The 14,711-nt window shown below is 58.6% G+C and carries 13 protein-coding genes and 1 pseudogene; 5 read left to right on the plus strand and 9 right to left on the minus strand.

The features are described from left to right. Positions 1-8: 8 nt before the first annotated feature. The 6 genes from dnaN to CLM58_RS01760 form a co-directional block, all read right to left on the minus strand. A complete protein-coding gene (gene dnaN, locus CLM58_RS01735) occupies positions 9-1,127 on the minus strand; it encodes a DNA polymerase III subunit beta (protein ID WP_095594184.1) in 1,119 nt (372 codons plus the stop codon). Positions 1,128-1,246: 119 nt separating this feature from the next. Beyond that, a complete protein-coding gene (gene dnaA / locus CLM58_RS01740) occupies positions 1,247-2,620 on the minus strand; it encodes a chromosomal replication initiator protein DnaA (protein WP_095594185.1) in 1,374 nt (457 codons plus the stop codon). 579 nt (positions 2,621-3,199) lie between these two features. Next, positions 3,200-3,463, minus strand: coding sequence for a 30S ribosomal protein S20 (gene rpsT / locus CLM58_RS01745; RefSeq protein ID WP_095594186.1), 264 nt, complete (start codon positions 3,461-3,463; stop codon positions 3,200-3,202). 203 nt (positions 3,464-3,666) lie between these two features. Next, a complete protein-coding gene (locus tag CLM58_RS01750) occupies positions 3,667-4,443 on the minus strand; it encodes an enoyl-CoA hydratase (protein ID WP_095594187.1) in 777 nt (258 codons plus the stop codon). Positions 4,444-4,505: 62 nt separating this feature from the next. Continuing rightward, positions 4,506-5,357: a bifunctional DNA-formamidopyrimidine glycosylase/DNA-(apurinic or apyrimidinic site) lyase gene (mutM, locus tag CLM58_RS01755; protein ID WP_095594188.1), complete on the minus strand. Its 852-nt coding sequence runs from the start codon at positions 5,355-5,357 to the stop codon at positions 4,506-4,508. Continuing rightward, positions 5,350-6,000 carry a hypothetical protein gene (locus CLM58_RS01760; protein WP_095594189.1) on the minus strand — a complete coding sequence of 217 codons (651 nt, stop codon included), beginning with the start codon at positions 5,998-6,000 and terminating at the stop codon, positions 5,350-5,352. Before CLM58_RS01760 ends, mutM begins: the two co-directional genes overlap by 8 nt. Before the next feature lie 120 nt (positions 6,001-6,120). Here CLM58_RS01760 and ubiE point away from each other — a divergent pair, with 120 nt between their 5' ends. The 3 genes from ubiE to CLM58_RS01775 all read left to right on the plus strand — a co-directional run bounded on the left by ubiE (position 6,121) and on the right by CLM58_RS01775 (position 9,812). Further along, positions 6,121-6,876, plus strand: coding sequence for a bifunctional demethylmenaquinone methyltransferase/2-methoxy-6-polyprenyl-1,4-benzoquinol methylase UbiE (ubiE, locus tag CLM58_RS01765; protein ID WP_095594787.1), 756 nt, complete (start codon positions 6,121-6,123; stop codon positions 6,874-6,876). Position 6,877: 1 nt separating this feature from the next. Next, entirely contained in the window at positions 6,878-8,407 is a 1,530-nt protein-coding gene (gene ubiB / locus CLM58_RS01770; RefSeq protein WP_095594190.1) for a 2-polyprenylphenol 6-hydroxylase, read from the plus strand. A gap of 79 nt (positions 8,408-8,486) precedes the next feature. Further along, entirely contained in the window at positions 8,487-9,812 is a 1,326-nt protein-coding gene (locus CLM58_RS01775; protein ID WP_095594191.1) for a UDP-glucose dehydrogenase family protein, read from the plus strand. 3 nt (positions 9,813-9,815) lie between these two features. Here the strand turns inward: CLM58_RS01775 and CLM58_RS01780 are convergent, their stop codons facing one another. Continuing rightward, positions 9,816-10,841 (minus strand): NAD-dependent epimerase/dehydratase family protein, encoded by a 1,026-nt coding sequence (locus CLM58_RS01780; protein ID WP_229666174.1) that lies wholly within the window; start codon positions 10,839-10,841, stop codon positions 9,816-9,818. Positions 10,842-11,038: 197 nt separating this feature from the next. Between CLM58_RS01780 and CLM58_RS01785 the strand changes: the two genes are divergently transcribed. Both CLM58_RS01785 and CLM58_RS01790 read left to right on the plus strand, forming a co-directional pair. Next, the gene (locus CLM58_RS01785; RefSeq protein ID WP_158221831.1) at positions 11,039-12,157 is read left to right on the plus strand and encodes a polysaccharide biosynthesis protein; all 1,119 of its coding nucleotides are present in this window, start codon (positions 11,039-11,041) and stop codon (positions 12,155-12,157) included. 83 nt (positions 12,158-12,240) lie between these two features. Next, positions 12,241-13,218: a DUF2793 domain-containing protein gene (locus tag CLM58_RS01790; protein WP_095594194.1), complete on the plus strand. Its 978-nt coding sequence runs from the start codon at positions 12,241-12,243 to the stop codon at positions 13,216-13,218. A 58-nt stretch (positions 13,219-13,276) separates the two neighbouring features. Here the strand turns inward: CLM58_RS01790 and CLM58_RS17315 are convergent. Next, positions 13,277-13,798: pseudogene (locus CLM58_RS17315) on the minus strand (sugar transferase); the annotation flags it as partial. A 2-nt stretch (positions 13,799-13,800) separates the two neighbouring features. After that, positions 13,801-14,649 carry an NAD-dependent epimerase/dehydratase family protein gene (locus tag CLM58_RS01800; RefSeq protein WP_158221832.1) on the minus strand — a complete coding sequence of 283 codons (849 nt, stop codon included), beginning with the start codon at positions 14,647-14,649 and terminating at the stop codon, positions 13,801-13,803. Positions 14,650-14,711 lie beyond the last annotated feature (62 nt).

Genomic DNA, 14,711 nt, shown 5'->3' on the forward strand with positions numbered 1-14,711 from the left:
CCTATAGGTCAGACACGCATCGGCATGACGACGTAAACCGCCGACGGATCATTGCCTTCGCGCATCAGCGTCGGGTCGCCGGAAGAGTTGAACATGAAGACAGCGTTTTCGCGGTCCACCTGGCTGGCGATCTCCAGCAGGTATTTCGCGTTGAACCCTATCTCTAGCCGCTCGTCGCCATAGGCCACGGCCAGCTCTTCTTCCGCGGCGCCAGCGTCAGGGGCGTTGACGGACAGGACCAAACGATCTTCGTCCAGCGACAGCTTTACAGCGCGCGAACGTTCGGACGAAACGGTCGCCACACGGTCGACCGCCTTTGCGAATTCGGCCGCGTCCAGTTCCAGTTTGCGGGTGTTGTTCTGCGGGATCACTCGGGTGTAATCCGGGAAGGTCCCGTCGATGACTTTCGAGGTCAGCGTGATCTCAGGGGTCGCAAAGCGCACTTTGGTTTCCGAAACGGAAACGGCGATGGTGGTGTCATCGTCATCCAACAGCTTGCGCAATTCGCCAACTGTTTTGCGGGGAACAATCACACCGGGCATTTCTGCCGCGCCATCGGGCAGGTCGGCGTCGATACGGGCCAGACGGTGGCCATCGGTTGCCACGCAGCGCAGAACTTTGCCGCCTTCGGCATCGGCCACATGCATGTAGACACCGTTCAGGTAATACCGGGTCTCTTCCGTCGAAATCGCGAATTTCGACTTGTCGAACAGGCGGCGCAGCACCGGGGCCGGGGCCGCAAAGTTCGAGCTGTACTCAGAAGAGGCCATCACCGGGAAGTCCTCTTTCGGCAGGGTCGCCAACGAGAAGTTCGAACGACCTGCCTCAACCGTCAGACGACCTGCGGTTCCATCATCGGAAAGGGCGACCAGCGCGCCATCGGGAAGTTTGCGAACGATTTCGTGCAATGTCACCGCAGACACGGTGGTTGACCCCGCGCGCTCGATCATCGCCGGAACCTTGTCGACAACCTCGATGTCCAGATCGGTGGCGCGGAAGGTTACGGTGTCGCCATCGGCCTCGATCAGCACGTTCGCAAGGATCGGAATGGTGTTCCGACGTTCCACGACAGACTGCGCCTGTCCGACCGCCTTCAACAGCGTCCCGCGTTCGATACTGATTTTCATAACCACGCTCCCAATGATGCCGGGAGGAAAAACCTAACGTTTTTCCCCACTGGCTCAAGTGCTTTTTTCAGACTGTCTGTTGGTTTGTCCGGGGCGTCAAGGCCACCGGGCAATAAGCTTTATGCTTCCAGCATCCGGCGCAACATTTCCAGGTCTTCTGCCACCTGATTGTCCACGGCGCGTAGCTCATCGATACGTTTGACCGCATGCATGACCGTGGTGTGGTCGCGGCCGCCGAAGCGACGCCCAATTTCGGGTAGGCTGCGCGAGGTCAGATGCTTGGACAGGTACATCGCGATCTGACGCGGACGCGCGACTGTGCGGTGACGACGCGGGCCGATCATGTCCGACAGGCGCATGTTGTAATGCTCGGACACTTTGCGCTGAATTTCCTCGACGGTGACCTTGCGGTCCGAGGCGCGCAGAATGTCGGCCAGACAGTCGGTCGTCAGGTCCATCGTGATCTCTTTGCCAACCAGCGAGGCGAAAGCGAACAAGCGCGTCAAAGCGCCTTCCAGAACACGAACGTTGGTCGAGATCCGATGCGCAAGGAACTCTAGCACACCGTTCTGGATGACTAGACCCGGGTATTGCTCGCGGTAGCGATCGACCTTGTGTTGCAGGATGCCGAGACGCAGCTCATAGTCGGTCGGGTGCAGGTCAACGACGAGGCCGGACTGCAGGCGCGACTTGATGCGATCTTCCAGATCCTTGATCTCGCCCGGGGCGCGGTCAGCGGAAATGATGATCTGTTTGTTCTGGTCAACAAGCGCGTTGAACGTATGGAAGAACTCGTCCTGAGTGCTGTCCTTACCGGCGATGAACTGCACGTCATCCACCATCAGGACATCAACCGACCGGAACAACTCCTTGAACCCCATCGTATCGCGGTCACGTAGGGCTTGGACAAAGCGATACATGAACTGCTCTGCGGACAGGTAAAGCACGCGCAGATGCGGCGACTTGGTCCGCAACTCCCATGCGATGGCGTGCATCAGGTGGGTTTTACCAAGGCCAACGCCACCATACAGGAACAGTGGGTTGAACGAGACAGGGCCACCTTCGGCCACGCGGCGCGCGGCAGCATGGGCCAACTCGTTCGGCTTACCAACCACGAAGCTGTCAAAGGTAAAACGGGAATCAATTGCAGCACCCGGCAGGTCTTCGTCCGATTTGCGGGTCTCGGCAGGCGCGGGCTCTGAGGGCGCGGGTTCGGCCGACGCAGCAGGCGTTTCCGCCGCTGCGGCCGTGGCAGATGCCACGTCGAATTGCAGTCGAGAAACCGACGCACCATTCTGGCTAAGATGATGTTTGATCGCATCACCGAAGTTCCGAGATACCCATTCCCCGAAGAAACTGGTCGGCACTTCGAAATGTGCGGTTCCATCCCCAACCGATACAAAACGCATCGGCTTGATCCAAGTTACGAAGTTATTGTTCCCAATTGCCTTTTGAAGTTCGTTGCAAGTTAACCCCCAGCTGTCGTCCGTCATTTGAGCCCATTCCAAATGTTCTTGTGTTCTTCGGATGCTGCTCCTTAAGCCAGCAACCGCTTGTCACGACGCAAATTGCCTTGGGCCTTGCGGGTGGACCGCAAAGTGACGGGGCTCTCCCCGTAACATCGGCAAAAGGATCCCGGGGCCGTTCGGACCCGAAATTCGCGTTTGCCAGACGCGTTATCATGGACATGCCAGAGGTCTGAAAGCCGACAGGCCTACCCTCTCTTCAGCAAGGCTCGGACACAATTTTCCGAATACCTTTACCAGACGGACCAGTCGATCAAAGCCAGAGCTCTTGCCAGTGCAGCGCACAAGAGCGGCCAATCGAGCGGTCCATCGCCATGTCCCCCCAAGACGAAGTGAATCGCAGGGCCGAAGCTAGCAATTGCTTGCAGCGCGGCGCAACTGAACTTCGCGCTTGACGTCACCCTTTTGTGAAACGAATCCAGAGAACCCTTTGTAGCGCGTAAAACTGTGGCGATTCTTGCAACAGATTTCAGGAAACAGTCTGGTTCCAAAAAATGAAAAAGGCGCCCTTACGGACGCCTTTCAAAACCGATTCTGTCGCGGGGCTTAGCCCAGGGCTTTGACCCGTGCGGACAGGCGCGACATCTTACGCGCTGCGGTGTTTTTGTGCAGGATACCTTTGGTAACGCCGCGCATCATCTCGGGCTGAGCAGCTTGCAGAGCAGCTTTTGCAGCTGCCTGATCGCCAGCGGCGATAGCTTCTTCAACTTTACGCAGGTAGGTGCGGATGCGCGAACGACGGGCTTGGTTTACGGCAGCACGACGCTCGTTCTGACGGGCGCGTTTTTTTGCCTGGGGCGAATTTGCCATGATCTGGACCTTCTCTCAAGTTTGGTTCGTTTCGATAGCACAATGCCAAACCCGTCCGGCGGTTCCTCAACCGGGGTGATTCTAGCCTAGGCGGGCTGCACGCGCATGTATTGGCGGGCCGTATAGCCAAGTTTTACAGGGAATGTAAACAGAAAAACCGGCCCTGACGGCGGACCGGTTTTTGGAAGAGTGTTTTTGGCGACTTACTTATCGCGGAATTGCGGCTCTCGTTTCTCCATGAACGCGGCCATGCCTTCTTTCTGATCTTCCGAGGCGAACAGCGAGTGGAACAGGCGACGCTCGAACAGGATACCCTCGTTCAGGGTCGTCTCATAGCTACGGTTGACCGCCTCTTTCGCGGCGTAGACGGCAACCATCGACTTCTCGGCGATCTTCGCGGCCGCGCCCATAGCCTCTTCCATCAGTTTCTTGGCAGGCACCACGCGCGAGACCAGCCCGCAGCTTTCGGCCTCTGCCGCATCCATGAAGCGGCCGGTCAAGTGCATGTCCATCGCTTTGGACTTACCTACGAAACGGGTCAGGCGCTGCGTGCCTCCGATCCCTGCAATCACACCAAGGTTGATCTCGGGTTGGCCAAACTTAGCGTTGTCACCGGCGATAATGAAATCGCAGGCCATGGCCAGTTCACAACCGCCACCCAGCGCATAACCCGCAACCGCCGCGATGATCGGCTTGCGCGACCGGCAAAGGCGATCGAATTCGTCAGCGAACAGGTTTTCCATATAGACATCAACGAAGGATTTCTCGCTCATTTCCTTGATGTCCGCACCAGCGGCAAAGGCTTTCTCTGACCCGGTGATGACGATGCAGCGCACCTTGTCATCCCGGTTCGCCTCGTCGATTGCATCCGCCAGTTCGCCGATCAATGCACTGTTCAAAGCGTTCAGCGCCTCAGGCCGGTTCAGCTTGATCAGCGTGATGTGGTCCTGCGTTTCGACGATCAGAGTTTTATAGGCCATGCGGCGCCCCGTTGGTGGTTTCTGGTTTTGCAAGCCTTACCAGCCCTGTGGGGCCATTCAAGCTATGATTGGCAAACCGGGCAGTAAAAGCTGGATCGCGCCGATTGCACGATACGGCGGATCGTCCCGTCGCAGCCATCACGCAAACAGGCCTGCCCCTCGCGGCCATATACTTGAAAACTATGCTGAAAATAACCCAGCTCTCCGTCTGCCTGACGATAGTCTTTCAGACTGGACCCACCCGAGGCGATCGCTTCGGCAATGACATCGTTGATCTTGGCCGTCAGCGTTTCCAGCCGCGCAACAGAGATACGCCCCGCCTGTCGCTTGGGTGAAATCCCAGCACGGAACAGCGCCTCGCACACGTAGATATTGCCCAGTCCAGCGATGATTCCCTGATCCAGAAGCGCGGCCTTGATCAGGGTTTTGCGGCCCCGTAACCGCTCTGCCAGATAAGCGGCATTGAAGCTGTTGCTCAACGGCTCTGGTCCCAGAACTGACAGCAATTTGTGCTGATCCGCATTGGCGGTACTGACAAGATCCATCGCCCCGAACCGGCGTGGGTCGTTGAAAGTAATCCGCGCACCGTTATCCATGTCAAAGACCACGTGGTCATGTTTTTCGGGCGCAGGGTGGGTGTGATGGAATTGGCCTATCGGGTCACCTGAAACCGTCATGCGACCAGACATGCCAAGATGGATGATCAAAGTCTCGTCCGTATCAAGATCGGCCAAAATGTACTTTGATCGCCGCGCCAACCGTATCACCCGCGCCCCTGTCAGCCGCTCTGCCATGCGGTCCGGAAAAGGCCAACGCAGGTCGGGCCGGTTCACTTGGGCGCGTGCAATCACCGCGCCTTCCATGCTGGGGGCTAGGCCACGACGAACGGTTTCCACCTCGGGCAATTCAGGCATTTTTGTACAGCGCCTCCTGCGCTTGGATCATCAACTGGTTGAGACCTGCAAAGAAATAGGACACACGCGCCTTTTTGCCCGTCTTGAACCAAAGATGGTACTCCATCGCTTCTTTGTTGGATTCGATCCGCTGTAGGTCGCGCCATTCGTGGCGGTGGACGCGCCCCAGATAGTCGAGCGCGAGCAGGACAGAGCCGTCAAACCGCAACCGCGCCCGCCACAGCCAAACCCCACCCCACAGAAAAAACATTCCGCCGCTGAAACTGAAGATTTGACCAAGCAGTGTGGCAGATTCAGAAAAAGCCATCGCAAAGACGAACAACAAGAACCCCACAGCGATCAATGCAACCAATCGCGTTCCGGATTTCAAACGAAGCTCGGTATAGCCATGAATGTCTTGGCCCGCCTGATCTGATCCCAAGGCCGCAAGGCAATATAGAAAGATTGTCAGCGGTGCCCCCACCAACAGCATGGCGGCCACAGTCAGCACCAGCTTTCCGACCGTCTGAAGCAAGGGAATATCGTTGAAGACAATGCCACGGGACGCCAACCAAGGCTCGATCACATCGCGCGACATCGCTGCGCCGAAGAACAGAGAGACACCGATCAGGGTGACAACAAACCAAAAGAGCGCGCGTCCCATGAAAAGCCCTTGATCAAACTGGTCCGAAAGAGGTCTCAGATATTGCTGCGGCAATCAATGCGTTTGTGTCCGGGCCGCGCAACCTATATCGAAGCAGGGGACAGAACGGGACAGGACCGCATGACCAGCGAGAATGATCAAAAGACCACCCATTTCGGGTTCCAGACCGTGGCCGAAGACCAGAAGGCCGGGATGGTGCATGGGGTGTTCACCAATGTGGCCTCTAAATACGACATCATGAATGACGTGATGTCGGTTGGCATCCACCGCGTTTGGAAAGACGCGATGATGGATTGGCTGGCACCGCAGTCGCACCAGAAGCTTCTGGATGTGGCAGGCGGTACCGGGGATATCTCTTTCCGGTTCCTGAAACGCGCACCGGGGGCCCATGCCACCGTGCTGGACATGACCGAGTCGATGCTGGTCGAGGGTCGCCAACGGGCCGAGGCCGGCGCAATGGCCGACAGTCTTGATTGGGTCGTCGGCGACGCAATGGCCCTGCCCTTCGAAAACAACACGTTCGATCGTTACACGATCTCTTTCGGCATCCGGAACGTCACCCGCGTACAGGATGCGTTGAACGAGGCCTTCCGCGTCCTGAGACCGGGCGGCCGTCTGATGGTGCTAGAGTTCAGCCAGCTGCCAAACCCTGCGATGCAATGGGCCTATGACCGGTATTCCTTCAACGTGATCCCGAAGATGGGTCAGATGATCGCGAATGACCGTGACAGCTATCAGTATCTTGTCGAATCCATCCGCAAGTTCCCCGATCAGGACACCTTTGCGCAGATGATCCGCACCGCCGGGTTCGAGCAGGTGAAGTACCGCAACCTGTCCTTGGGCATTGCCGCCCTGCATTCGGGCTGGAAACTGTAAGATGCGCGGGCCGCACAACATTCTACGCCTGATCCGCATCGGTGCCACGTTTGAACGCACCGGCGCCATGCGCACCGTGCTCGAAGCAATGGAGGCCCCGCGCCACCTGCGTATTGCGGCCCGTGTTCTGGGCTGGCCGTTTTCGTGGTTGGGACTGAAGGGCGATACCTCTATGCCGCCGGTGACCCGCGCGCTGACCGCTCTTGGCCCGGCCTACATCAAGTTCGGGCAGATCCTGTCGACCCGTCCCGATGTCGTCGGCCCCGATCTTGCCGACCAGCTGCGCGTGCTTCAGGACAAGCTGCCACCGTTCTCGACCGACAAAGCCAAGTCGATGATCGAAGAAGAACTGGGGGGCACTGTCGAACAGCTGTTCTCAGAGTTCTCGGAACCCGTCGCCGCCGCCTCGATCGCGCAGGTTCACAAGGCCCGCCTGTCCAGCACGGGCGAGCAAGTCGCCGTCAAAGTCCTGCGCCCCGGCATCGAACGCGCCTTCCGCCGCGATATCGACGCCTTCTATTTCGCCGCGCGCACTATCGAGTTCCTGTCACCATCGTCGCGGCGCTTGCGCCCGATGGACGTGGTCGAACATTTCGACGGCGTGGTCTCAGGTGAGCTTGATCTGCGGCTTGAAAGCGCTGCTGCGGGCGAATTCCACGCGACCACAGCTGCCGACGAGGGCTTTTCTGTCCCGACCGTGCATTGGGATATGTCCAGCCGTCGCGTGATGACGATGGGCTGGGTCGAGGGCGCCCCACTTGGGGACAACGCCGTCATTGATGCGGCAGGCCACGACCGCAAGTTGCTGGGCGAACGGGTCCTGCAAATGTTCCTGCGCCACGCTCTGCGCGACGGCTATTTCCACGCCGACATGCATCAGGGCAACCTGAAGGTCGGCGCGAATGGCGACATCCTTGTCTATGACTTCGGCATCATGGGCCGGATCGACGAATACACCCGCCGCGTCTACGCCGAAATTCTGTTCGGTTTCATCCGTCGCGACTATCGCCGCGTGGCAGAGGTGCACTTTGAGGCGGGATATGTTCCCGCCGACCGGGACGTCGACGAATTCGCCCGCGCCCTGCGCGCGGTCGGGGAGCCGATCTTTGGAATGGATGCGGCCCATATCTCTATGGCGTCGCTGCTGAGCTATCTGTTCGAGGTGACCGAACGCTTCGGCATGGAAACCCGGACAGAGCTGATCCTTCTTCAGCGCACCATGGTGGTGGTGGAAGGCGTGGCACGCTCTCTGGACCCGCATATCAACATCTGGCAGGTCGCCAAGCCGATCGTCGAAACCTATGTCCGCGAAAACATCGGCCCGCGCGCCATGCTGCGCGACGTGGTGAAGACTGCTCAGGTTTTGGGCCGCTTTGGCCCCAAACTGCCGCAATTGGCAGAGGCCGCGCTGATCGCACAAACCAACCCCAAACCACCAGCCAACAATACGGGGCGTGGGGTTCAGGCGCTTTGGGTGGTCATTGCGTTGCTGACCGGGCTTCTTGGCTACGTTTTAGGAACAGTTGGGTAGCGATTCCAGACCCCATTGTTGACAGCCGCACGGTGATGGCCCATCGAAGGGCCGAAGAATTCGCGCAAAGGGTCTTTTCATGAAGATTGCAATGATTGGCACGGGCTATGTCGGGCTTGTTTCGGGGGTTTGTTTCTCGGACTTCGGGCACGAGGTGATCTGCGTCGACAAGGACCCGCGCAAGCTTGAGATGCTCGAGGCAGGCGAAGTTCCGATCTATGAGCCCGGCCTGGACGAGTTGATGGCAAAGAACGTGGCCGCAGGTCGTCTGTCTTTCACCGGCGACCTTGCTGCTGCGGTTGATGGCGCGGATGCGGTCTTTATCGCTGTGGGCACCCCGACCCGTCGCGGGGATGGCCATGCAGACCTGACCTATGTGATGGCGGCGGCCGAAGAAATCGCGAACAGCCTGACGGGCTATGCCGTCATCGTCACCAAATCGACTGTCCCTGTCGGAACCAACCGCAAGGTGGCCGAGACCGTCCGTGCCGCTAACCCGGATGCAGATTTCGATGTGGCGTCAAACCCCGAATTTCTGCGTGAAGGTGCGGCGATTGATGACTTCATGCGCCCCGACCGCGTTGTCGTCGGCGTGGAATCGGACCGCGCGGAAGAGGTCATGGGCGAGATCTATCGCCCCTTGTTCCTGCGTGACTTCCCCATCGTCTACACCGATCTGGAATCGGCCGAGATGATCAAATACGCCGCGAACGCTTTCCTTGCGACCAAGATCACCTTCATCAACGAGATCGCAACCCTGTGTGAAAAGACCGGGGCCGACGTGAAATCGGTGGCCAAGGGCATGGGTCTGGACGGGCGGGTCGGGAACAAGTTCCTGCACGCTGGCCCCGGCTATGGCGGGTCATGCTTCCCGAAAGACACCAGCGCGCTGGCACGGATCGGGCAGGAACACGCCAGCCCGATGCAGATTACTGAGACCGTCATCACTGTGAACAACGCCATGAAGCAGCGCATGGTTTCAAAACTGCAGGACATGTGTAATGGCAAGTTCAACGGCAAAACCGTTGCTGTTCTGGGCGTGACTTTCAAACCCAACACCGACGACATGCGCGATGCCCCAAGCCTGACCATTGTCCCGGCATTGGTCGGCGGCGGCGCCAAGGTCCGTGTTGTTGACCCGCAAGGCCGTCGCGAAGGCGAAGAACTGTTGCCCGGCGTCGAATGGTTCGAGGACAGCTATGCCGCGACAGAAGGCGCCGATCTTCTGGTGCTTCTGACCGAATGGAACGAATTCCGCGCACTGGACCTGCAGCGTCTGGCCAGCAGCATGTCCGAGGCCAAGCTGGCCGACCTGCGTAATATCTATTCTGTCGAAGATGCCCAACGCGCGGGCTTTACCGCCTATTGCGCTGTAGGTCGGCAGGGATACGGCCTGCCGGAATAATCGCTAGACCTGATAGAACTCGCGGTACCACGCCACGAATTTCGCTACACCGTCTTTGATATCCGTAGTTCCGATCTCTCCGATCAAGGAACGGATCAAATCCGTGTCGGCCCATGTGGCGGGCACGTCCCCGGGTTGGATCGGCATCATGTTCATCTTGGCGTCTTGGCCCAAGGCCGCTTCGATGGCCCGGATAAACTCCATCAGTTCAACTGGCTGTGCGTTGCCAATATTGACCACCCGGAACGGGGCAACAGGGCTTAGGCTGTCACTGTCACCGACGGGTTGATCTCCGGGGACGGCGTCAATCAAACGCACGATCCCGCGCACCAAATCATCGATATAGGTGAAATCGCGTTGCATCTTGCCGTGGTTGTAGACGTCAATCGCCTCACCCGAGAGCATCGCCTTGGTAAACTTGAACAGCGCCATATCCGGGCGACCCCAAGGGCCATAGACCGTGAAGAAGCGGAACATCGTGGTGGGCAGCCCATAGAGATGGGCATAGGAATGCGCCATCGCCTCGTTCGCCTTCTTGGTCGCCGCGTAGAAGGACATCTGCGTGTCAGCCTTGGCAGTTTCCTGATAGGGCATTTCGGTATTTGCCCCATACACCGAAGAGGTCGACGCCATCAGTAGATGCTGAGGTGGAAAGGCTCGGGCGGCCTCTAACACTTCGAAGGTCCCGACAAGATTGGACTCGACATAACTGCGCGGTGCATCGATCGAATAACGCACCCCAGCCTGTGCGGCCAGATGGATCACTGCATCGGGTTTATGGGCCTCGAACAACCCTCGTACCAGACCAGAGGTTTCCAACATGCCATCAACAGCCGTAAAGCCAGAATGCTCTTCCAGCAAAGCTTTGCGACGTTCTTTGAGGCGAACATCGTAATAGTCGGTCATCCCGTCCAGACCGATCACGGTCCATCCCTGCTGCAACAAAGCCAGCGCCGTGTGAAACCCGATAAAGCCCGCAGAGCCGGTGACCAAGGCGGTCCGGGATTTGGCTGGCGTTTGATCTTGCATGGTCAGGGGCTCTCTCTGTCGCGTTGGACCCGTCATTCGTGCGGATGGCCTTATTGTCAATCACTGCGCGGTAAATTTCCACCGTATCGCAGCTCAAATTCTCGGGCAGTAAAGATTTGGTAACGGCCCGATCCGTAAGCTACTTCCCGGGGATGGGGTTCCGGGGCCAATGCCCCGACATTGGACGGAGCACCCGAATGACACGCAAGGGTCAGGAAACGATGCAAAAATTCCGCCGGACCACTAGGCCCGAGGAAAAAGATGACCCACAGAATCAGGGGACTAGCCCAGAGGGTCTGTCCTTTTTCAAAGACCGATCTGTCCTGATCAGCGGGGCCGGCGGAACGGTCGGAACCGAGCTTTGCCGCCAGCTTCTGACACATTCCCCGGCCCGGTTGATCCTTGTCGAACGGTCTGAACTTAACCTGTCCAACCTTTTGCAAGAAATCCAACCTGACGCGCAGAAAGCCGAAATCTCCCTTCACCCCGCACTGGAGTGTGTGTTGCGAAAGGATCGGATGCGACACCTGATGACCTCAAACGGGGTCAGCGTTGTCCTGCATGCTGCTGCTTACAAACATGTTCCAGTCGTCGAAATGCACCCGATATCGGGGATAGAAAACAACCTGTTCGGAACGCTTTCTCTGGCAGAGGCCGCAGTGGATGCGCAGGTGGAAAAATTCCTGTTGGTCTCAACGGACAAGGCGATTGCCCCGAAAGGCATGTTGGGGGCCAGCAAACTGTTGGCCGAACAAGCAATCTGGGATCTTTGTAATCGGTCGCCTAAGACAATGTTCTCGGCAGTTCGATTTGGAAATGTTTATGGCTCCTCGGGGTCTGCAATTCCAATTTGGCAAAAGCAAGTCGCGCAAGGCGGGCCGATCACCCTGACCGATCCCAAAGCGACCCGGTATTTCATGTCCTTGGACGAGGCGACCAGACTGGTTCTGCAATCCGCAGTGCTTTCCGCCGGTCGGGATCTGTTCGCACTTGATATGGGGCCAGCACGGTCGATCCTGTCACTAGCGAAGGATGTCATGGCGCAAGCCGGTCGCCCCGACCTGCCGATCACATTTACCGGATTGCGGCCGGGGGAACGGCTGCACGAACCGGCGCCCGTTTCCTCTTGCATGGGACAGACCTTGCATCCGCGCATTCTGCGCGCAAAGCCGGAACCACTTCTTCCCGGTGACATCCGGCTGCTGTTGCGCAGCTTGTCTGCCGCGGTGTCGGAAAACGACCCTGCCGCCATTCAAAGGCTGATCGACCAATGGGTCTTTTCAAAACCAGTAAGCGGTCGGCGTCGCCAAGGTTAGGGCCGACCGCACGATAGAGAAGACTTCCGTTAACCCCACAGAAACAGCATCGGCGTGCCATTAGCTACTGACGGGGTGCAACCATGTCCGACGATTCCTTAATCCTGAACCTGCCTTACATCCAACCAAGTCAGGCCCAAAAACACGTGACCCATAACGAAGCCATCCGTGCCTTGGATGTATTGGTCCACCTAAGCGTCAAAAGCCAGTCCGTGGCTGCCGCGCCGATTACGCCCATAGCCGGGGACCGCTATGTCGTTGCCGCCGGTGGCAGCGGGGCTTGGGCTGGCCAAGACGCCAAGGTCGCCATGTGGGACGGGGTTGCGTGGGCCTTCCATACCCCCAACAAAGGCTGGCGCGCCTGGGTCGAGGATGAAGGCAACCTATCGGTATTCGAAGGCAGCGCCTGGGTTCTGCAAACCGGTGACTTTCAAAACCTCGGTGGGATCGGCATCAATACCAGTTCCGATACGGTCAACAAGATCGCCGTTGCGGCTGATGCCTCGCTTTTCAGCCATGACGGGGCGGGCCATCAGGTAAAGGTCAACAAGAATGCGGCCTCTGATACGGCCAGCCTTTTGTTCCAAACAGGGTTTTCGGGGCGCGCCGAGATGGGTTTGGCCGGGGATGACACGTTTCAGATCAAGGCCAGCGCAGACGGTTCTACCTGGGCGCAAGGGATCGTGGTCGATGGGTCCGGCAAGGTGGGGATCGGCCAATCTGCCGGGGCTGAAGCATTGCAGGTCGCTGGCAACGTGCTGGCAGACGCCTATCTGGCCCCATCAGACGCCCGCCTGAAGACCAACATTCAGAATGCGACACCCGCGCCCGACCTGATCGACAGTCTTCGCGTGGTGTCCTTCGACTGGATCACTGGTGGAGAAATTCGCTTTGGTCTGATTGCCCAAGAGGTTGCGCAGGTCCTGCCCGAGGCCGTCCAACCGGGCGGGCTACCGGATCAACCGTGGTCAATCGATCCCTCGCGCCTTGTGCCGCTGCTTGTTTTGGAACTTCAAGCACTGCGCGCGCGTGTTGCAGCCTTGGAAAGCGCCGCCCCGTAAGAGTGCGGAGCAAGATCCAGAGATCCAGCCAAACGGTCCGGCGTTTCTGATAGATCAGATCCAGCCGGGCCTTTCGGGGGATGCAGCGCCGCCGATAGACCTGATCTGTCTCTGTCGGGTCAGGACACCGGGCCAGTATCCGCGCCTCATTCCCTGCAAAAACACAACTGGCAAGGCCCGTCAGCCCGGGCCGATCCTGTAGTACCTTTCCATAGATTTCAGGATAGTCAGCCACATAGACCTCAAGCGGTGGGCGCGGTCCCACAAAGCTCATGTCACCACGCAGGATGTTCCAAATCTGGGGCAGTTCATCCAGATGCAAGGCCCGCATCCAGCGCCCCAAGCGCGTGATCCGACCCGCCTTGTCACCGCCGCACACCCCGGCGTCATCCCCATCAAACCGCATCGAGCGGAATTTCCACATCCGGAACGCCCGACCATTCCGTCCGGCCCGCGTCTGGGCAAAGAAAATGGGACGTCCCTGCGCAATCAGGCAAACCAAGGCGACCAGAGCCGTCAGGACCACGCCAACCGGCGCGACCAAGATCAGCAGCGACAGGTCCTGTGTGCGCTTGCCCATACTCAAGCCACAACCGATTGAAGAGATTGCGCCTGCCACTCTGTCACCATATCCGCCGCGGATGTGGGTTGATCCACCCTGCCCATGAACTTTTGCAGCCGGGTTGTATCCAGAATTGCGTTGGGCAGGGCATTTGCCGGCGCTGGTGCCTGCGACCATCGCAACCCCGCGGCGCGCAGAAGGTCAGCCATTTCCAACGCATCCGAAGCAGCAACATTCCAGATGTCATGATCCAAAGCTGGCTCAGAAAGCTTCTTCATCACCCGTGCAAGGGATACCGGCGCAATATAGCTGCGCACCGGTGTGCGCCCATCAGGGAACTGATCCAGCCAAGTGGGTCGGGGCTGCCCCTGCATCAACGCGTCGGCCCCCAGAACATTCCCAACGCGCAGCAATCGCAATTGAGTTGGGCGCCCGTCCGCTTGTCGCAACGCCTGTTCCATTTCCAGCTTCGACTGCCCATAGGCGCCTTCTGGGTTGGTCGGGCTGTCTTCTGCAAAAGCCTGATCCGACCGGCCATAAACAGCCACCGAGGACATCGCCAGCATCACAGGCACACTCGCCTGTTGCGCCGCTCGCAAGACCGCACGCGAGAGGCGCGTGTTCACGGAATACTCTGGTGCTTTCGCCGCCGGGGTAACCCCCGCCAGATGCCAAATCGCATCACAGCCCCGACACGCCGCCAGAAAGCGGCCCCAGTCGCGCAAAGGATCGCAACAGACCCAGTCGCGGTGCAACGCTTGCGACCGTCGGCTTTGCCAGCGTATTTGAAGGTCAGGATCCCGGGTCAAGAATGGGGCGATCAATCGTGCAACACGGCCAGATGCGCCAGTAATCAGAATTCGCGTCACGAATCCCTCCGATTTGCAGCAAACTGTGGCCAGCCTGCCTGCAATCGGTAAGCAATCTCTGA

This window comes from Actibacterium pelagium (assembly GCF_002285415.1).
Classification (GTDB): domain Bacteria; phylum Pseudomonadota; class Alphaproteobacteria; order Rhodobacterales; family Rhodobacteraceae; genus Actibacterium_B; species Actibacterium_B pelagium.